At 67.5% G+C, this 17,329-nt stretch carries 16 protein-coding genes and 1 pseudogene; 6 read left to right on the plus strand and 11 right to left on the minus strand.

Going from position 1 to position 17,329, the window contains the following annotated elements; all coding sequences use genetic code 11:
• The 5 genes and pseudogenes from VF649_RS10665 to VF649_RS10685 form a co-directional block, all read left to right on the plus strand.
• Positions 1 to 345, plus strand: a pseudogene (locus VF649_RS10665) (hypothetical protein); the annotation flags it as partial.
• Positions 342 to 1,865, plus strand: coding sequence for an anthranilate synthase component I family protein (locus tag VF649_RS10670; protein ID WP_331011936.1), 1,524 nt, complete (start codon positions 342 to 344; stop codon positions 1,863 to 1,865). The pseudogene VF649_RS10665 and the gene VF649_RS10670, both read left to right, overlap by 4 nt.
• A gap of 66 nt (positions 1,866 to 1,931) precedes the next feature.
• The gene (locus VF649_RS10675; protein ID WP_331011937.1) at positions 1,932 to 2,984 is read left to right on the plus strand and encodes an aldo/keto reductase; all 1,053 of its coding nucleotides are present in this window, start codon (positions 1,932 to 1,934) and stop codon (positions 2,982 to 2,984) included.
• Between the two features lie 45 nt (positions 2,985 to 3,029).
• On the plus strand, positions 3,030 to 3,947 hold the full coding sequence (locus VF649_RS10680) for an aspartyl protease family protein (RefSeq protein WP_331011938.1): 918 nt from the start codon (positions 3,030 to 3,032) through the stop codon (positions 3,945 to 3,947).
• A gap of 45 nt (positions 3,948 to 3,992) precedes the next feature.
• A complete protein-coding gene (locus tag VF649_RS10685) occupies positions 3,993 to 4,418 on the plus strand; it encodes a MerC domain-containing protein (RefSeq protein ID WP_331011939.1) in 426 nt (141 codons plus the stop codon).
• Positions 4,419 to 4,429: 11 nt separating this feature from the next.
• Here the strand turns inward: VF649_RS10685 and VF649_RS10690 are convergent, their stop codons facing one another.
• Positions 4,430 to 4,690 carry a hypothetical protein gene (locus tag VF649_RS10690; RefSeq protein ID WP_331011940.1) on the minus strand — a complete coding sequence of 87 codons (261 nt, stop codon included), beginning with the start codon at positions 4,688 to 4,690 and terminating at the stop codon, positions 4,430 to 4,432.
• Positions 4,691 to 4,801: 111 nt separating this feature from the next.
• On the opposite strand from VF649_RS10690, the gene VF649_RS10695 reads away from it, so the two are divergent.
• Positions 4,802 to 5,500 (plus strand): murein L,D-transpeptidase catalytic domain family protein, encoded by a 699-nt coding sequence (locus VF649_RS10695; protein WP_331011941.1) that lies wholly within the window; start codon positions 4,802 to 4,804, stop codon positions 5,498 to 5,500.
• 4 nt (positions 5,501 to 5,504) lie between these two features.
• Here the strand turns inward: VF649_RS10695 and VF649_RS10700 are convergent, their stop codons facing one another.
• The 10 genes from VF649_RS10700 to VF649_RS10745 form a co-directional block, all read right to left on the minus strand.
• On the minus strand, positions 5,505 to 6,722 hold the full coding sequence (locus tag VF649_RS10700; protein WP_331011942.1) for a serine hydrolase: 1,218 nt from the start codon (positions 6,720 to 6,722) through the stop codon (positions 5,505 to 5,507).
• Positions 6,723 to 6,749: 27 nt separating this feature from the next.
• Complete coding sequence (locus tag VF649_RS10705; RefSeq protein WP_331011943.1) at positions 6,750 to 8,042, minus strand: dihydrolipoamide acetyltransferase family protein; 1,293 nt, start codon at positions 8,040 to 8,042, stop codon at positions 6,750 to 6,752.
• Between the two features lie 3 nt (positions 8,043 to 8,045).
• Positions 8,046 to 9,050, minus strand: a complete 1,005-nt coding sequence (locus VF649_RS10710) for an alpha-ketoacid dehydrogenase subunit beta (RefSeq protein WP_331012005.1) — start codon at positions 9,048 to 9,050, stop codon at positions 8,046 to 8,048.
• A 29-nt stretch (positions 9,051 to 9,079) separates the two neighbouring features.
• Positions 9,080 to 10,354: a thiamine pyrophosphate-dependent enzyme gene (locus tag VF649_RS10715; protein WP_331011944.1), complete on the minus strand. Its 1,275-nt coding sequence runs from the start codon at positions 10,352 to 10,354 to the stop codon at positions 9,080 to 9,082.
• 71 nt (positions 10,355 to 10,425) lie between these two features.
• Positions 10,426 to 11,769 carry an ATP-binding protein gene (locus VF649_RS10720; RefSeq protein WP_331011945.1) on the minus strand — a complete coding sequence of 448 codons (1,344 nt, stop codon included), beginning with the start codon at positions 11,767 to 11,769 and terminating at the stop codon, positions 10,426 to 10,428.
• The gene (locus tag VF649_RS10725) at positions 11,766 to 12,491 is read right to left on the minus strand and encodes a response regulator (RefSeq protein WP_331011946.1); all 726 of its coding nucleotides are present in this window, start codon (positions 12,489 to 12,491) and stop codon (positions 11,766 to 11,768) included. The genes VF649_RS10720 and VF649_RS10725 overlap by 4 nt, the downstream gene beginning before the upstream one ends.
• Positions 12,484 to 13,692 (minus strand): ABC transporter permease, encoded by a 1,209-nt coding sequence (locus VF649_RS10730; RefSeq protein ID WP_331011947.1) that lies wholly within the window; start codon positions 13,690 to 13,692, stop codon positions 12,484 to 12,486. The genes VF649_RS10725 and VF649_RS10730 overlap by 8 nt, the downstream gene beginning before the upstream one ends.
• A 12-nt stretch (positions 13,693 to 13,704) precedes the next feature.
• Entirely contained in the window at positions 13,705 to 14,433 is a 729-nt protein-coding gene (locus tag VF649_RS10735) for an ABC transporter ATP-binding protein (RefSeq protein WP_331011948.1), read from the minus strand.
• On the minus strand, positions 14,417 to 15,814 hold the full coding sequence (locus tag VF649_RS10740; protein WP_331011949.1) for an efflux RND transporter periplasmic adaptor subunit: 1,398 nt from the start codon (positions 15,812 to 15,814) through the stop codon (positions 14,417 to 14,419). Before VF649_RS10740 ends, VF649_RS10735 begins: the two co-directional genes overlap by 17 nt.
• Complete coding sequence (locus VF649_RS10745; RefSeq protein ID WP_331011950.1) at positions 15,814 to 17,304, minus strand: efflux transporter outer membrane subunit; 1,491 nt, start codon at positions 17,302 to 17,304, stop codon at positions 15,814 to 15,816. The genes VF649_RS10740 and VF649_RS10745 overlap by 1 nt, the downstream gene beginning before the upstream one ends.
• Between the last annotated feature and the right edge of the window lie 25 nt (positions 17,305 to 17,329).

The following is a 17,329-nucleotide window of genomic DNA, read 5'->3' on the forward strand; positions in this document are numbered from 1 at the left end:
TCCGGTGGTGGTCGCCAGATCGATCTTGCCCAGGCGCAGGCGCAGGGCCGGGTTCCACCGGCATTGCAGCTGTTGTTCACCATGGCCCCCGGCAAGGTCCGCACGCTGGCCGCACCCGACGGCAGCGGCTGGTTCGTGGTCCAGCTCGATACCGTGAAGAAGGGCGACATCACGCAGCAGCCGCAGCTCGTCGCCGCTACCCGCGACGAATTCGGTCGTGCGCTGGGCAACGAATATGCCGACGCGTTCATCGCCGGCATCATGAAGGATGTCGATGTGAAGCAGGATGCCGCCGCGATTGCCCGGTTCAAGGGATCGCTGTTGCAGGGTAGCGCCGCCCAGTGACGGGCGCAGCGGAGGAGCGCCCCGACGACAAGGCCCATGCCGAATTGGCGGCGGGGCGACCGGCGCTGCTGTCCCGGCGGCGAGTGGCCGATCTCGATACTCCGGTCGCCGCTGCGCTGAAGCTGATGGAGCCCGGCCGCGGCGATTTCCTGCTCGAATCGGTCGAAGGCGGGGCGCAACGCGGACGGTACAGCCTGCTTGGGCTCGCCCCCGATCTGGTGTTCCGCGCCCGCGGCGACCTGGCGGAGATCAACCGCGCCTGGGCCGTCGACCGTGACGCATTCCTGCCCCTGGACGCCGGTCCGCTGGCGGCGATGCGCGCGCTGGTGGCAGAATGTCGGATGAACGTGCCCCCGGGCATGCCGCCGGCGCTCGCCTGCCTCGTCGGCTATTTCGCCTATGAGACGATCCGGCTGGTCGAGCGGTTACCCCGCCCCGCCGACAGCGCGCTCGACGTGCCCGACATGCTGTTCGTCCGCCCGACATTGGTGCTGGTGTTCGATCGGCTGGCCGACGAACTGCATGTCGTCGCCCCACTCTGGCCCGATCCCGCGCGGGACCCGGCCGCGATGATCGCCGATGCGGATGCGCGGATCGAAACCGTGCTGGCGCGCCTCACCGCAGCTCCGCCGCGCCGCGCCGTCATCGATCCCGGCATGGTGGATTGCAACGCGACGCCGATCCTGCCGCCCGGCCGCTATGCGGACATGGTGGCCAGGGCGCAGGGCTATATCGCGGCCGGCGACATCTTTCAGGTGGTGCTGGCGCAGCGTTTCACCATGGATTTTCCGCTGCCGCCGCTCGACCTGTACCGCGCGCTCCGCCGAATTAACCCGTCGCCCTTCCTCTATTATCTCGATCTGCCGGGCTTCGCCCTGATCGGGTCCTCGCCCGAAATCCTGGTGCGGGCGCGCGACGGGGAAGTGACGATCCGCCCGATCGCCGGCACCCGCCCGCGCGGCCGGACAGCGGCGGAGGATGCGATCAACCGTGCCGAGCTGCTCGCCGATCCGAAGGAACGCGCCGAACATCTGATGCTGCTCGATCTCGGCCGCAATGATGTCGGACGCGTCGCGGCGGCGGGCACCGTCACGGTCACGGACAGCTACGGCGTCGAATATTACAGCCATGTCATGCACATCGTCTCCAATGTCGTCGGGCGGATCGCGCCGGGCACGGATTCGCTCGATGCACTGTTCGCCGGCTTCCCCGCCGGCACGGTTTCCGGCGCACCCAAGGTTCGCGCGTGCCAGATCATCGCCGAACTCGAACCCGAAACCCGGGGCCCCTATGCCGGTGGCGTCGGCTATTTCTCTCCCGATGGGGGAATGGACAGCTGCATCGTTCTGCGTACGGCGGTGCTGAAGGACGGGGTGATGCACGTCCAGGCAGGCGCGGGCATCGTGGCAGACAGCGATCCCGCCGCCGAACAGCGGGAATGCCAGGCGAAGTCCGGCGCGCTGTTCGCCGCTGCGCGCGAAGCCCTGCGGATCGCGGGCGAAGGGGATTTCGGCCAGTAATCGCCACGCCACCTTCGCGCGGTTGATGCGTTCTGCCCCCGAACTTCATTCAGGAACGCCCCCGACATGCGCATGAACACCCTTGGCCGCACCGGCCTGTTCGTATCCGAACTCTGCCTCGGCACCATGACCTTCGGCGGCAGTGGCGAAGACATGTGGGCCAAGATCGGCCAGCTGCAGCAATCCGACGCCGACGGGCTGGTCCGCACCGCGATCGACGCCGGCATCAACTTCATCGACACGGCGGACGTCTATGCAGGCGGCCTGTCCGAACAGATTACGGGCCAGGCGCTCCGCAACCTCGGCATCGCGCGCGACCAGGTGGTGGTCGCGACCAAGGCGTTCGGGCCGATGGGCGACGGCCCTAACCAGCGCGGCGCCTCGCGCGTTCACCTGATCGATGCGTGCAAGGCCAGCCTGAAACGGCTCCAGCTCGACCATATCGATCTGTACCAGATCCACGGCTTCGACGAAGCGACCCCGATGGAGGAGCAGCTTCACGCGCTCGATATCCTCGTCCAGCATGGTCATGTCCGTTATGTCGGTGTGTCGAACTGGGCGGCGTGGCAGATCGCGAAGGCGCTCGGCATTTCCGCACGCGACCGGATCGCGCGGATCGCCACGTTGCAGGCCTATTACACCATTGCCGGTCGTGACCTGGAACGGGAGCTGGTTCCGATGATGCGGTCGGAAGGTGTCGGGCTGATGGTCTGGAGCCCGCTTGCGGGCGGATTGCTGTCGGGCAAATATGACCGCGCCAACGAAAGCGCCGGCGACGGCCGGCGTGCCAGTTTCGACTTTCCCCCAGTCCAGCGCGACCGGACCTATGACGTGATCGACGCGATGCGGATCATCGCGGACGACAAGGCGGTGTCGGTCGCGCAGATCGCGCTGGCATGGCTGCTGCACCAACCGGTCGTAACCAGCGTCATCGTCGGTGCGAAGCGCCCGGACCAGTTGACCGACAACATCGCCGCCACCCAAGTCGTGCTCGCGCCGGAAGACCTGGCCACGCTCGACCGCGTCAGCGCCCTGCCACCCGAATATCCCGGCTGGATGTTCGAACGTCAGGGGGAATATCGCCGCGATCAGCTGAACCAGCCGCCCCGCGGCGCCTGATCCCGCGCCGTTGCGCCCGCGACGTGGCGGGCGCAAGATCGCGTCATGTCCCTACTCGCCCTCCGGTTGTTGGCCGCGCTGCTCCCGTTCCAGCCGGTCACGATCGACCCGCCCGCCGCCCCCACGGCGGACGAAATCCTCGCCACCGGGTTCGATCGCGCCGATCGCATGACGGTGGACGTGCGGCTGAACGGCATGGGTCCGTTCCCGTTCGTGATCGATACCGGCGCGGACCGCAGCGTGCTGTCCACCACGGTCGCAGCACAACTTCGTCTGCCGCCCGCCCGCCCGGTGACCCTGCACGGCATCGCCGGTCCGGAACAGGTGCCGACCGTCCGGGTCGCCCGGTTACAGGTGGGCACCGGCGTCCGCGAAGGCATCGTGGCGCCGGTCCTGTCACGATTGGGGCTGGGCGCCGACGGCCTGCTCGGGGTCGATGCGCTTGCGGATCAGCGCATCCTGCTGGACTTCATCAACCAGCGGATGACGGTGTCGCCCAGCACGTCCCGCCGGCCGCGCGATCTGCCGGGGACCATCGTGGTCACCGCCCGCCGCCGGTTCGGGCAGTTGATCCTGACCGACGCCAGGCTGAACGGCCGCAAGATCTACGCCGTGATCGACACCGGCGCCGAAAACTCGATCGGCAACCTTGCGCTCCGCCGGCTGGTCAGCCGTCAGGGCGCGCTCGGCCAGCCGGGCCTGCTGGTCAGCGTGACGGGGCAGACCGTCACCGCAGACATGGCGGTGTTGCCCCGCGTCACCATTGCGGGTCTCCAGATCCAGAACATGCCGATCGGCTTTGCCGACATCCACAGCTTTGCGCGGTTCGGTCTGCGCGACGATCCCGCCATGTTGATCGGCATGGACGTGCTGCGCGGGTTCGACCGGGTCACGATCGACTTCGGACACCACCTGATCCGGTTCGGCATTCCCCGATCGGCCGATCGTAACAGCCCGTCATGACGAAACCGCTTGTGTTATACTATATCGTATCGCTATAGGGACAGCATGTCCGATGCGTGTCGCACCCATTGTCACGGCGATCATGCCGTCCCGCTGACCGCGACGCGCGGGACGCTGGACATGGTAGCGGCCTTGTTGTCCAGCCTGTGCCTGATCCATTGCATCGCCATTCCGGTGGCGATCGCGCTGTTGCCGGCCTTCGCGCTCATCATACCCGATCTGCCGTGGCTGCACGCCGCGCTGTTGCTGATCGCGATCCCGGCCAGCGGGCTCGCATTGCTGCGCGGCTGGCGCGTGCATCATGATCCGCTGCCTGCCAAGATCGGTGTCGTCGGTCTGATCGTGATGGCCTGCGCGTTGCTCGCCGTCCCGCATAGCTTGGGCGAAGTCGCATTGACGGTCGGCGGCGGCATGCTGGTGGCGGCGGGGCATCTGTTCAACCTGCGCGCGGGTCGCCTGCGCAGCGCCTGACCGCGGACTGGCTAATCGTCGCGGCTACGGCGGGCTTCCCGCTCCAGTTCCTTGTTACGCTTGCGCAACTCGCGTCCTTCACGCGCTTCCTTCTTCCGCATCTTGCGGCCGTAATTGCGATCGGACTCGTCCTGGCTGGTCGTCAGCCAGTCTGCCGTCTGGCCCGCCACCTGGAACGGTGCCTTGACGATCGAGGCCGCGGTGCTGACGCAACCGCCCAGCGGAACGGCCGCTAGCAGGATCGCGATGCGAGTCGTAACTGCCTTGACCATCCTGTCCTCCGCTCCGGTGCGGGCGACCCTAGCGGTGGCCTGCACTTCGCGCCAGACGGGCGTCGGTGCACCCGATGGAAAAGCGGGAACATTTTTGGTATATGTTTCCCTGTGATCGATGAAAAAGACAGCGGACGGCTTAGCCGACGCGCCTTCACCACCGGCCTTGCCTGTCTCGGCGCGGCCATTCCGGCCATGGCGGCGACCCCCCGCATCGGAACCGCCGCCGCCCCGTTACCCGAAGAGGATCCGATCGATCCCTCGCGGTTGGGTGGCAGTGTGATCGCTCCGGTGGGCGAAGGTGTTCCCCCTGCCCTGATGGCGCGCGCGCTGGCGGCGGTGCAGACCCACAACCGCGCGATCTGGTCGCGCGATGTCATTGCGATCGCGGATTTCACTCGTCCATCGGCCCATCCGCGCTTCCACCTGGTGGACGTACTGAACGGCAAGACCACGACCCTGCTCGTTTCGCACGGCAAGGGATCTGACCCGGCGCACAGCGGGATGCTGCAGCGCTTTTCCGGCGCGGTCGGGTCGGAAGCGACGTCGCGCGGGGCGTATCTGACCAGCGATCCGTATGTGGGGCAGCATGGTCGGTCGCGCCGGCTGATCGGGCTGGATCCCGACAATCGCACGGCGCTGGAACGCGGTATCGTGATTCACTCCGCCTGGTATGTCGCGCCCGATGTCGTCGCCAAACAGGGCATGTGCGGACGCAGCCAGGGCTGTTTCGCGGTGTCGCCCACCGATTTGGATCAGGTGCTGGCCCGTCTCGGCCCCGGCCGCCTGCTCTACGCCGACCGGGTCTGAGGCATCAGTAGCCGCGCGGCGTGGCCGGCGGTCCGTTCAGGTCCTGCGTCACCACCGCGCGCGCCACGTCCGCCATCAATCGCTGCCGCACGGGGATCGGCTGCCGCGTCGTCTTGATCATGACCGCCAGCGCATAGGTCCGCCCATCGGGCGAGGTCATCAGCCCGATATCATTGTAGCCGGTCGCCTGCGAACCCAGTTCCTGCCCCGTGCCGGTCTTGTGTGCAAACGCCCAGCCCGGCCCCGATCCGGCGCGCATCCGCTGCGGCCCGGTCCTGCTCGACGCCATCAGCGTCAACAATCGCTGCGTCGATGCCGGCGACAGCAGATCGCCCTTCCGTAGACGCGCCAGCGCCAGCGTCACCTGTTCCGGCTGCGCCCCGTCGACCGGATCGGCCAGATAGCGGTCCAGCGCTGCACGCCGCACCGTGATCGGCAAGGCGGCCCGCGCCTCCAGGAACCCATTGCCCTCGGCATAGGATTGTTGCCACGTGAGCCCGGCAGTCTGCGCCTGTAACAGCCGCTCGCCCGGGCCGAAGCGGATACCCCGAATATCCGACCGTGCGAGGAATGCCCGCACCGCCGATGGTCCGCCAACGGTACGCAGCAGGGAGTCGTTCGCCAGATTGTCGCTGGTCGTCATCGCCGCCAGCAACAGTTCGGACACGCTGGCGCTGAACCCGTCCGGTCCCACTCGTGCGCGCAGCGGTTGATGGAACACCACCAGATCCTTGCGCTCGATCCGCACCATCTGGTCCAGCGTGATACGGCCATGATCGATCGCATCGAACACCGTCATCGCGACCCACAGTTTCGACACGCTCTGCTGCGGGAAATAACCGAGCCCGTTGAACGAGATGTACCAGCCGGCCTGGACATCGCGAACCGTGATGCCCACGATTCCATCGAACCCCCGACCCAGCCGCTCGATCGTCGCCGCCAGCGTCGCGGGCGGCTGCGGGATCGTGCCCGGCAACGGCACCGGTGGGATCGCAACCGTCACCGGTGCGCGCACCGGCCCCAGCGGCTCGACCGCGCGCTGGGTGCCGGGCGCGACGCAGCCGGACAGGCCGCCGGTCAGCGCAAGGAGAAGGGCGGAACGGCGGAAGCAGGAAATGGCGATGTCCCCCAGGTGGATATCGCCTTCGCTATGCGGTCCGGGGCGGAAGCGGAAGCCGCGGCGCGCCCGTCCGATCCGGCTTTGCGACATGATCCCGGCCATCTGCGACGGACGGATTCATGACCATGGTCAGTCGACGAACAGCAGCGCCGGCGTCTCGATCAGGCGTCGCACCGCCTGGATGAAGGACGCGGCATCCCAGCCGTCGACCACGCGATGATCGAAGCTGGACGACAGGTTCATCAGCTTGCGGATGACGATCTGGCCATCGACCACCGCCGGCCGTTCGACAATGCGGTTGACGCCTACGATCGCGACTTCGGGCCGGTTGATGACCGGGGTCGACACGATGCCGCCAATCGGCCCCAGCGACGTCAGCGTGATCGTCGATCCGGTCAGCTCCTCGCGGGTCGCCTTTCCGCGCCGGGCGGCGTCGGCCAGTCGCACGATCTCGGTCGCCAGCCCCCAGACGTCGCGCGCCTGCGCATCGCGGATCACCGGTACCGTCAGGCCGTTGTCGGTCTGCGTCGCGAAACCCAGATGCACCGACGCATGCCGCGCGACGACGCCGGCGGCATCGTCATATCGCGCATTGATCATCGGGAAATCGGGCAACGCCCTGGTCATCGCGCGGATCAGGAACGGCAGCAGGGTCAGCTTGGTACGCTGCCCGCGATCCGCGTTCATTGCGGCGCGCAACCGCTCGATTTCGGTCACGTCGATTTCCTCGACATAGGCGAAATGCGGGATGTTGCGCTTCGATTCCGCCATGTTCTCGGCGATGCGGCGGCGCATGCCCATGACGCGCACTTCCTCCACGGTACCGGGCTCTGCCGCTGCGGGCGCGGCCGCCGCGCTGGCTGCTGGCGCGGGTCCGCTGGTCGCATAGCGCAGATGCGCATCCAGATCGGCATGCCGTACCCGGTCATCCTGCGCGGATTTCACATCCTTCAGGTCGATGCCAAGATCCTTGGCACGCGCACGCACCGCCGGCGATGCCAGCACGCGCGGGCCGCCCGTTTCCCGGTGCGCGGCTTCCGGCCCCTTGCGCACGCTGGGATCCGACGTCTCCGTTCCCGACGCCTTCTCTGGTTCCTGGCGGAGGCCGGGGTCCTGTTCGACCCCAGGACCCGGACCTGGGCTTTCGCCAGCTGCCGGGGACGGAGATTCCATCTCCTCGTCCTCGGTCTCGAACACGGCCAACACCGATCCGATCGCGATCTGATCGCCGACCGCGCCCGCGATCTCGATCACCCGACCGGCGACCGGTGCGGACATTTCGACGGTGGCCTTGTCGGTCATCATGTCGGCCAGCGGGCCGTCTTCCTCGACCATCTCGCCGACCTGGACATGCCAGGCGACGATTTCCGCCTCGGCGATACCTTCGCCGATATCCGGCAGCTTGAACGTATGACGGGCCATCGATCAGTCCTTCATGACACGCTTGAGGGCCTCGCCGATGCGGACCGGCCCCGGAAAATACGCCCATTCCAGGCTATGCGGATACGGCGTGTCCCAACCGGTGACGCGCTCCACGGGCGCCTCCAGCGCATGGAAACAGCGTTCCTGCACCAGCGCGGACAGCTCGGCGCCGAAACCGGAGGTCTTGGTCGCCTCATGCACCACCACGCAGCGCCCGGTCTTGCGCACGGATGCGGTGACGGTTTCGATGTCCAGCGGCACCAGCGTCCGCAGATCAACGACTTCGGCGTCGATCTTCATATCTTCCACCACCGCGGACACGACATGGACCATCGTGCCGTAACACAGGATCGTCACATCCTCGCCACCGCGCACGACCCGCGCCTTGCCCAGCGGCACACGGTAATAGCCCTCCGGCACCATCGCATCCGGATGCTTGGCCCAGGGCGTGACCGGTCGGCCATAATGGCCGTCGAACGGCCCGTTGTAGATGCGCTTCGGCTCGAAGAAGATGACCGGATCATTGTCTTCGATCGCGGCGATCAACAGGCCCTTGGCGTCATAGGGCGTCGACGGCACCACCGTCTTCAACCCCGCGACATGGGTGAAAATGCCCTCGGGCGACTGGCTGTGCGTCTGCCCCCCGAAAATGCCGCCGCCGAACGGCGACCGGACCGTGATCGGCGCGATGAAATCCCCGGCGGACCGGTACCGGATCCGCGCGGCTTCCGACACGATCTGGTCCAGCGCGGGATAGATGTAATCCGCGAACTGGATTTCCGGAACGGGGCGCAGGCCATAGGCGGCCATGCCGACCGCCACGCCCATGATCCCGCATTCGGTGATCGGCGTATCGAACACGCGCGTCTTGCCGTATTTACGCTGCAACCCCTCGGTCGCCTTGAACACACCCCCGAAATAGCCGACATCCTCGCCCATCACGACGATGTCGGGATCGCGCGCCATGCAGATGTCCATCGCTTCGTTCAGCGCCTGGATCATGTTCATCGGGCGCGGCGCGCCATGTGCCTGATCGCTCATATCCCGGCCGCCTTGCGTTCCTCGTACATCTGCTGCGACTGTTCCTTCAGGTGCCACGGCATCTCCTCGAACACGTCCTCGAACATGGTCGAGAAGGGCTGATGCATGCCGTCGCCCAAGATGCCCTGCTTTTCTGCCTCCTTGCCGGCGGCGCGGACTTCCTCGGCCAGTTCCCTGTCCATCGCGGCATGGCGCTCCTCGTCCCAGGCACCGATCGCGACGAGATGCTGTTTCAGTCGCACGATCGGATCGCCCAGCGGCCATGCGCCGCGTTCCTCTGCCGACCGATATTTGGTCGGGTCGTCGGACGTGGAATGGCCTTCGGCGCGGTAGGTGAAATGTTCGATCAGGGTGGGGCCGTGGTTGCCGCGCGCGCGGTCCGCCGCCCATTCGGTCGCGGCATAGACCGCCAGCGCATCATTGCCGTCGACGCGCAGCCCGGCAATGCCATAGCCCACCGCCCGCGCCGCGAACGTCGTCGCCTCCGCCCCCGCAAAGCCGGAAAAGGAGGAGATCGCCCACTGATTGTTGACGACGTTCAGGATCACCGGCGCGCGGTAGACCGAAGCGAAGGTCAGCGCGGAATGGAAATCTCCCTCCGCCGTCGATCCTTCGCCGCACCATGCGGACGCGATCTTGCTGTCGCCCTTCGCGGCGGACGCCATCGCATAGCCGACCGCCTGCGGATATTGCGTCGCCAGATTTCCGGAGATCGAGAAGAACGCCGCCGCGCGCGACGAATACATGATCGGCATCTGCCGACCCTTCAGCCGATCGCCCGCGTTGGAATAGACCTGGCACATCATGTCGACCAACGGCCAGTCGCGCGCGATCAGCACGCCCTGTTGACGGTAGGACGGGAATACCATGTCCTCGCGGTCCATCGCATGCGCCGCCGCGATGCAGGTCGCTTCCTCCCCCGTGCACTTCATGTAGAAGCTGGTCTTTCCCTGCCGCTGCGCGCGGTACATCCGCTCGTCATAGGCGCGGGTCAGGGCCATGTGCCGCAGGATACGGATCAGCTTGTCCGGGCTCAATCGCGGATCCCAGGGGCCTACCGCCTGACCGTCATCGTCCAGCACACGGACCAGCCCGTAGCTGAGATCACGCATGGTCGCAGGCGCCGCATCGATCGCGGGCCGCGGTACAAGCCCGGCCGCACCCCGATCGAAATCGGCATAGTCCACCGGATCGCCGGGTCGGAACTTCGGTTCCGGTACATGCAATGATAGCGGCGCGAGATTGCCACGCCGGCCGGTCTCTTCCGTCATCCTCATCCTTCCGGTTGGTGCCGGTGCTGCCGATGGTCCCGATCGGCACCTCAGCATGTTATGCGATCTTGTTATTTTATTTCAGGCGCGATGGCGAGCGATTCTTCGGCCGGCATGGTGAACCGTGCCTCCAATCCGCCGCCATGGCGGTTGGCCAGCACCAGCCGACCGCCGTGGCGCTCCGCGATCGACCGCGCGATCGTCAGGCCCAATCCGGTTCCGCCGGTCTGCGGGTTGCGCGACGGATCGCCGCGCACGAACGGCTCGAACATCCGTTCCAGCTGTTCCGGCGCCAATCCGGGCCCGCGATCGGCGACCGTGACCGCGGCAAGCGCTCCCGCCCGTCCCAGCCGGATCTCGACCGCACCAGCATGGCGCAACCCGTTGTCGATCAGGTTCTGGATCAGCCGTTCGATCGAAATCGCGTTCGCCAGCACGGTCGCCGCGGCATCGATGGTCAGCGTAACGGTGCGCCCCGTTTCCCGCTCCCGCGCCACCAGCGCGGTCAGCATGGGCGCCAATGCCACCGGCACGCGCGCATCCGGTCCGCTGCCGTCGCGTACGAAGCCGATCGTCGCGGTGATCATCGCCCGCATCTGATCGATGTCCGCCTGCACCTTGTCGCGAATCGGGTCCGGCGCGCCCTCGATCCGGAACGCCACCCGCGCCAGCGGCGTGCGCAGGTCGTGCGCGATCGCACCGATCATCGCCGTCCGTTCGGCCAAATGCCGGCCGAGCCGTTCCTGCATCCGGTTGATCGCCTGCGCCATGACGCGCAGTTCGGATGGCCCATCCACCGCGATGTTGGGCGCGAGCGGATCGGCGCCCATCCGATCGGCGGCATCGGCGAACCGCCGGATCGGCCGCGTCAGCCGGCGTGCGAAGAACCACACGAACGGCAGCAACAGCACCGCGGTCAGGCAGAACCACAGGATGCTGCGCCACTGCCATGCCACGATCATCGGCCGCGGCGGTGTTTCCGCCACCCGCCAGCCGTGCGGTGTCGCGACCGCCGCCACCACCCCGCTGAAGAAGATCGGCTCGCCGCGTCGGATCCGGACACGCTGCGGCGAACTGCGCTGGTCCGGCTCGAAATACAGTCGGACCCGGTTGCGCGGCACCTTCAGCTGTGCGGCAAGACTGGCGGTAAAGCCGGCATCTTCCAGCATTCCCACGCCGCGCGGCGGCGGCGCCGTCGTCCTCCGCACCGCCAGCGCGCGGTCGCGGTCTTCGGTACCGGTCCGGATCCCTGCCAGCGCGTCCGCGACATCGGACAGGCGGTTGAAATCCGGCCGCGGCGGGCGCAGCGACAGGAACAGCCCGATCGACACCATCTGCGCCATCACCAGGCAGGCAAGCACCAGCAGCAGCGTCTGCCAGAAGATCGGCAGTCCGCGACCCCCCGGCCGCGTCATGGCGAAACGGCCAGCACGAACATATAGCCTTCGTTGCGCACCGTTCGGATCGGATCGTCCGGCGCCATCTTCTTGCGCAGCCGGCTGATCGTCACGTCGATCGCGCGGTCATACACTTCGCTGTCGACGCCGCGCCCGCGCTCGATCAACTGGTCGCGGGTCAGCACGCGTTGCGGTCGATCCAGGAACACGCCCAGTGTCCGGAACTCGGCATCGGTCAGCGCGACGGGGGGCGTGCCAGGCCGGCCGAGCGTGCGCCGGACCATGTCCAGCGTCCATTCGCCAAATCGCCGTTCGGGCCCGCCGCGGGTGCCGCCATCCTGCCGCCGACGCAGAAAGGCACGGATCCGCGCCAGCAATTCGCGCGGATTGCACGGCTTCGCCAGATAATCGTCCGCGCCGACCTCCAGCCCGATGATACGATCGGTATCGTCGCCCATCGCCGACAGCATGATGACCCCCGGTCCGCCCGGCCGGCGCAAGCGGCGCAGGATCGACAGTCCGTCCTCGCCCGGCATCATCAGGTCCAGCACCACCAGATCGGCCGGGTGCACCGCCAGCCGCCGGTCCATCTCCGCCCCGTCCGCGGCGGTGGCGACCGCCATCCCGTTCGCGCCCAGAAAGTCCGCGACCAGTTCGCGCAGCTCGGCATCGTCATCCACCACCAAGATCTGCGGTTGCCGTTCCGCCGTCATGCCGTCTGCCATCACCGGATCACTCATGCCGCAGCGCGTCGATCGGGTTCAGCGATGCAGCCCGTCGGGCGGGGAAATAGCCGAACACGACGCCGATCAGCGCGGAAAAGAAGAAGGCGAGCAGGTTGATCCGCAGGTCGAAGATGAAGGGCGCATTCATCAGCGGCGCGATCGACACCGACGCGACGAACCCCAGGATCAACCCGATGACCCCGCCCAGGCAGGCCAGCGCCACCGCCTCGACCAGGAACTGCAGCAACACCTCGCGCGCGACCGCACCGATCGCCAGCCGGATGCCGATCTCGCGCGTACGCTCGGTCACCGACACCAGCATGATGTTCATGATCCCGATCCCGCCGACCAACAGGCTGATCGCCGCGACGGCCGACACGATCCGCGTCAGGATCGTAGTGGTCCCGGTCAGCGTATCGGAAATCTGCTTCGTATCGAAGATGTTGAAATCATCCTCTTTCCCGCCGCTGATCCGCCGCCGCTCGCGCAGCAGGGATTGCAGCGACGCCTGAATCGCTTGCGTGTCATAGGCCGGGTTGGTCCCGACCAGCATCAACCGGATCTCGCGATTGCCGGTGAAACGGCGTTGCACGGTTTTCAGCGGCATGATGACCACGTCGTCCTGATCGCCGCCGAACCCCGATTGCCCGCGCGTGGTGAGCAGCCCGATCACCTGGCAGCTCAGATCGCGGATCCGGAAGCGCTCGCCGACCGGATCCTCGCCGCGAAACAGGTTATCGCGCACGGTCGACCCGATGATGCACACCGCCTTGCCCGCCTGCTCCTCCGCCCGCGTAAACACACGTCCCGATGCCAGCGGCCAGGGCTGGACATCGAAATAGTCGGTGGTGGTGCCGTTGATCGTGGTGGACCAGTTGGCGGCGTTGCGGATCGCGGTGCCCGACGATTGCGCCTGGGCCGCGACGGCGGTGACGCCCGCGACCTGCCCACGGATCGCCGCCACATCGTCCAGGTCGAAATTGGGCGGCGCCGGCCCACCACCCCCGCGGCCGAAGCCCTGACCGGGCCGGATCTGCAGGATGTTGGTGCCAAGGCTGGAGATCTGCTCCTTCACCGCGGCCGTCGCGCCATTGCCCAGCGTCACCATCGTGACGACGGCAGACACGCCGATGACGATGCCCAGGATCGTCAGGAACGATCGCAGGATGTGCCGACGGATTTCGCGCAGCGCCAGGACCAGCGTGGTCAGGAACATGTCAGCGCCCCCTCATGGCGCCGGCACCACGCCCGGCCGGTGATTGGGCTCGACCCGCTCGACCAGGCCATCGCGGAAATGCACCACCGTATGCGCATAGGCCGCCATGTCGGGTTCGTGCGTCACCATCAGCACGGTGATCCCGCTCTGCTGGTTCAGGTCGGTCAGCAGTTCCATGATCTCGACCGACCGTTCGGAATCCAGATTGCCGGTCGGCTCGTCGGCCAGCAGCACGTCCGGCTGCGTCACGATCGCGCGGGCGATCGCGACGCGCTGTTGCTGCCCGCCCGACAGTTCGGCGGGGGTGTGGTCCCACCAGTTCGCCAGCCCGACCTTGTCGAGCGCCGCCATCCCCAGCCGCCGCCGGGTCGCGCGATCCTCGCCGCGGTAGAGCAGCGGCAGTTCGACATTCTCCAACGCCGTCGTCCGCGCGAGCAGGTTGAACCCCTGAAAAACGAAGCCGAGATAGCGCCGCCGCAGCAACGCCCGCTGATCCCGGTCGAGCCGTTCGACCGGGTGCCCGCGAAACAGGAACTGGCCGCCGGTCGGCACGTCCAGGCAGCCCAAGATGTTCATCGTGGTCGACTTGCCCGATCCCGACGCGCCCATGACCGCGACGAAATCCCCAGCGGTCACGTCCATGTCGACGCCCTTCAGCGCCTGGAACGCTGTCTCGCCCTGCCCGAACGTCTTGGTGACGCCGCGCAGCCGGATCAGGATGGCATCACTGGCTTCCGGCATGGCGTCCTCCGCTGCCACCGCTTCGCGCGCCACCACCCGAGGGGGCCGCACCATCACCATCGGCCAGCGTCCCGGTGATCACCTGCATCCCGGGGGTCAGACCAGTGCCGGAAACCTCCGTCATGGTTCCGTTGCTGTCGCCGACCGTCACGGCAATGCGCTGCGGCTGATTGTCGGCACCCAGCACATAGATGGCCTGCACGCTGCCGCGCCCGATCGTCGCCGTCCGGGTCGCGCCGCCGCCGCCACCGCGCCGCCGTGGCACCAGCACGTCGGTCACGCCGCCGCCCTTCTTTGCGGGGCCGGTGGCCGGCGTGAACCGCAGCGCGGCATTCGGCACCAGCAGCACGCCCTGCCGCTCCATCGTCACGATATCGGCGGTTGCGGTCATGCCGGGGCGCAAGGTCAGGTCGGGGTTGTTGACGGTCAGCCGCGCGGTATAGGCGACGACCGTGCCGGTGGTGGACGCCGCCGTCGTGCTGGTGCTGCCGCTCGTGCTGCTGGTGCCGGAATTGGCGCCGACGTCGACGCGCTCGATCTGCGCGGGAAAGGTGCGGCCCGGGAACGCATCGACGCTGAACGTCGCGCGCTGCCCCGCCTTCACCTGCCCGACATCGGCCTCGTCCACCTTCACCTCCAGCCGCATCTGCGACAGGTCCTCGGCGATCACGAACAGCACGGGTGCGTTCAGCGACGCCGCCACCGTCTGCCCAGGTTCGATCTGCCGCGACAGCACCACGCCGTTCACCGGCGATTTGATGAACGCGCGGTTGAACTGTGTCCGGTCGGACGACAATTGCGCCTGCGCCTGCGCCACCGCCGCCCTGGCCGACAGTACGCCGGCGCGTCCCCGTGCCGCCTCGCCCCGGCCGGTATCCAGCTCCGTCGCCGACGGCACCTTGCCGCCGGACAGGCGATAGACATCCTGCAGGCGGCGCAGATTGGCATCGGCCTGCCGCGCGGTTGCCTCCGCCGTGCCGACATTGGCTTCGGCCGCTGCCAGCGCCGCCGCGCTGCGGTTGATCGTATCCTGCAGGGTCGCGGTGTCGATCGTCGCCAGCACCTGCCCGGTCCGGACCCGATCATTGTTATCGACGTTCACCTGCGTCACCAGCCCGGAGATCTGCGATCCGACCTCGACCTGATTGGTGGGTTGCAGATTGCCGGTCGCCGACACCGTCACCGTCAGGCTGCCACGATCCAGTCGCTCGGTCGCATAGCGGACCTGCTCGTCGCCGCCCCCGAACAGCCGCATCGCCAGCACGACCAGCAGCACCAGACCCGCGATGATCGCGATCCACTTGATCGCCCGCGACCGGCGCGACGGCGGGGTGACGCCCAGGAACGCGTCCAGGTCGCCGGGGTTGCTGGTCTGGTCCATCAGGGCCTCGTTCCGGAATCGGGCAGCACGGCGATCGTGCCGCTGCGGGTTGCGCTGGCCGGCAGGGGTGCGGATTGCCACCCGCCGCCAAGCGCCTTGTAAAGCTGCACCGTCGCGGTCGCCCGATCGGCGCGCGCGGTGGCGCGGCTGTCCTGACTGGACAGCAAGGTCCGCTCGCTGTCCAGCACGGTCTGGAAATCGATCAGCCCCGCCCGGTACTGGCTGCGCGCATAGATCGCCGCATTGCGGGCGGCGGTTTCCGCGATCACGATCTCGCGCTCTCGGCGTTCACTGGTGTCGAGCGCGGTCAACGCATTCTCGACATCCTCCAGCGCGGTCAGCACCGTCTGGCGATAGTTGGCGAGTGCCGCGTCCGTGGATGCGCGCTGCCCTTCCACCGCGGCGCGCAGCCGCCCGCCCTGAAAGATCGGCGCGCTGACCGACGCAAGCAGATTGCCGAGCGCGCCGCTCACCACATCGCTCAGATTGGTGTCCGACCCCGCAAAGCTGCCGGTCAGGCGCAGCGCGGGATAGAGTTCCGCTTCCTGGACTCCGATCCGCGCGGTTTCCGCCGCCAGCGATCGCTCGGCCGACGCGACATCGGGCCGGCGCTGGATCACCGCAGCGGGAATATCGGTCGCGGGCGGCGCCAACGGGATGATCCGCTCGGGCGTCAGCAGCGCATCGACCGCGCCTGGGGCTTCGCCCAGCAGCACCGCGATCCGGTTGGCTGCGGTGGCATAGTTGTTTTCCAGCGTCGGGATCGTCGCCGCGGTCTGCGCGCGCAGCTGCCGCGCCTGTTCCAGGTCGAGCGAACTCACCAGCCCGGCCTGCACGCGCCAGCCGACGATCTCCACCGTCTCGTCCTGCGTCCTGAGATTGTCGCGCGCGATCCGCAACCGGTTCTGCGCCAGCCGCGCGGACACATAGTTGAGACCCACTTCCGAGACGACCGTCTGCTGCGCGGACTGCAGGTTGGCCAGCGCGGCGCCGGTATCCGCCCGCGCGGCTTCCACCGATCGGCGGATGCCGCCGAACACATCGACTTCATAGGCCGCATCAAAGCCGGCGCGATACACGGTGGTATCGCCGCCGGTCGAAATCGTGGTGCCGGTCGTCGGGTCGAAGATCGATCGCCCGCTGTTGCCGATGCTGCGCCCGATCGATCCCGATCCGTTCAGTGTCGGCAATTGTGCGCTGCGCGCCGACGCGATCGACGCCCGCGCCTGCCGCAATCGCGCGCCTGCGGCGTCGATATCCAGATTTTGCGCCAGCGATCGTTCGACCAGCCCCGTCAGGACCGGATCATTGAACCCGGTCCACCACCGCGCCAGATCGACCGGCGCCGTCGGGGTGGCCTTTGCCTCCGATTTGAAGCGGTCCGGAACGCCCAGGGCAGCCGGTGACGCGGTACGGTAATTCGGCCCGACGGCACATCCACCGAGACCGGCCATCACCAGAACGAACGATAATGCGATGCGGCCGGTCATGCGCCCCTTTCTACGCCGGGTTCAT

The organism is Sphingomonas sp. (genome assembly GCF_036387535.1).
Classification (GTDB): Bacteria; Pseudomonadota; Alphaproteobacteria; order Sphingomonadales; family Sphingomonadaceae; genus Sphingomonas_R.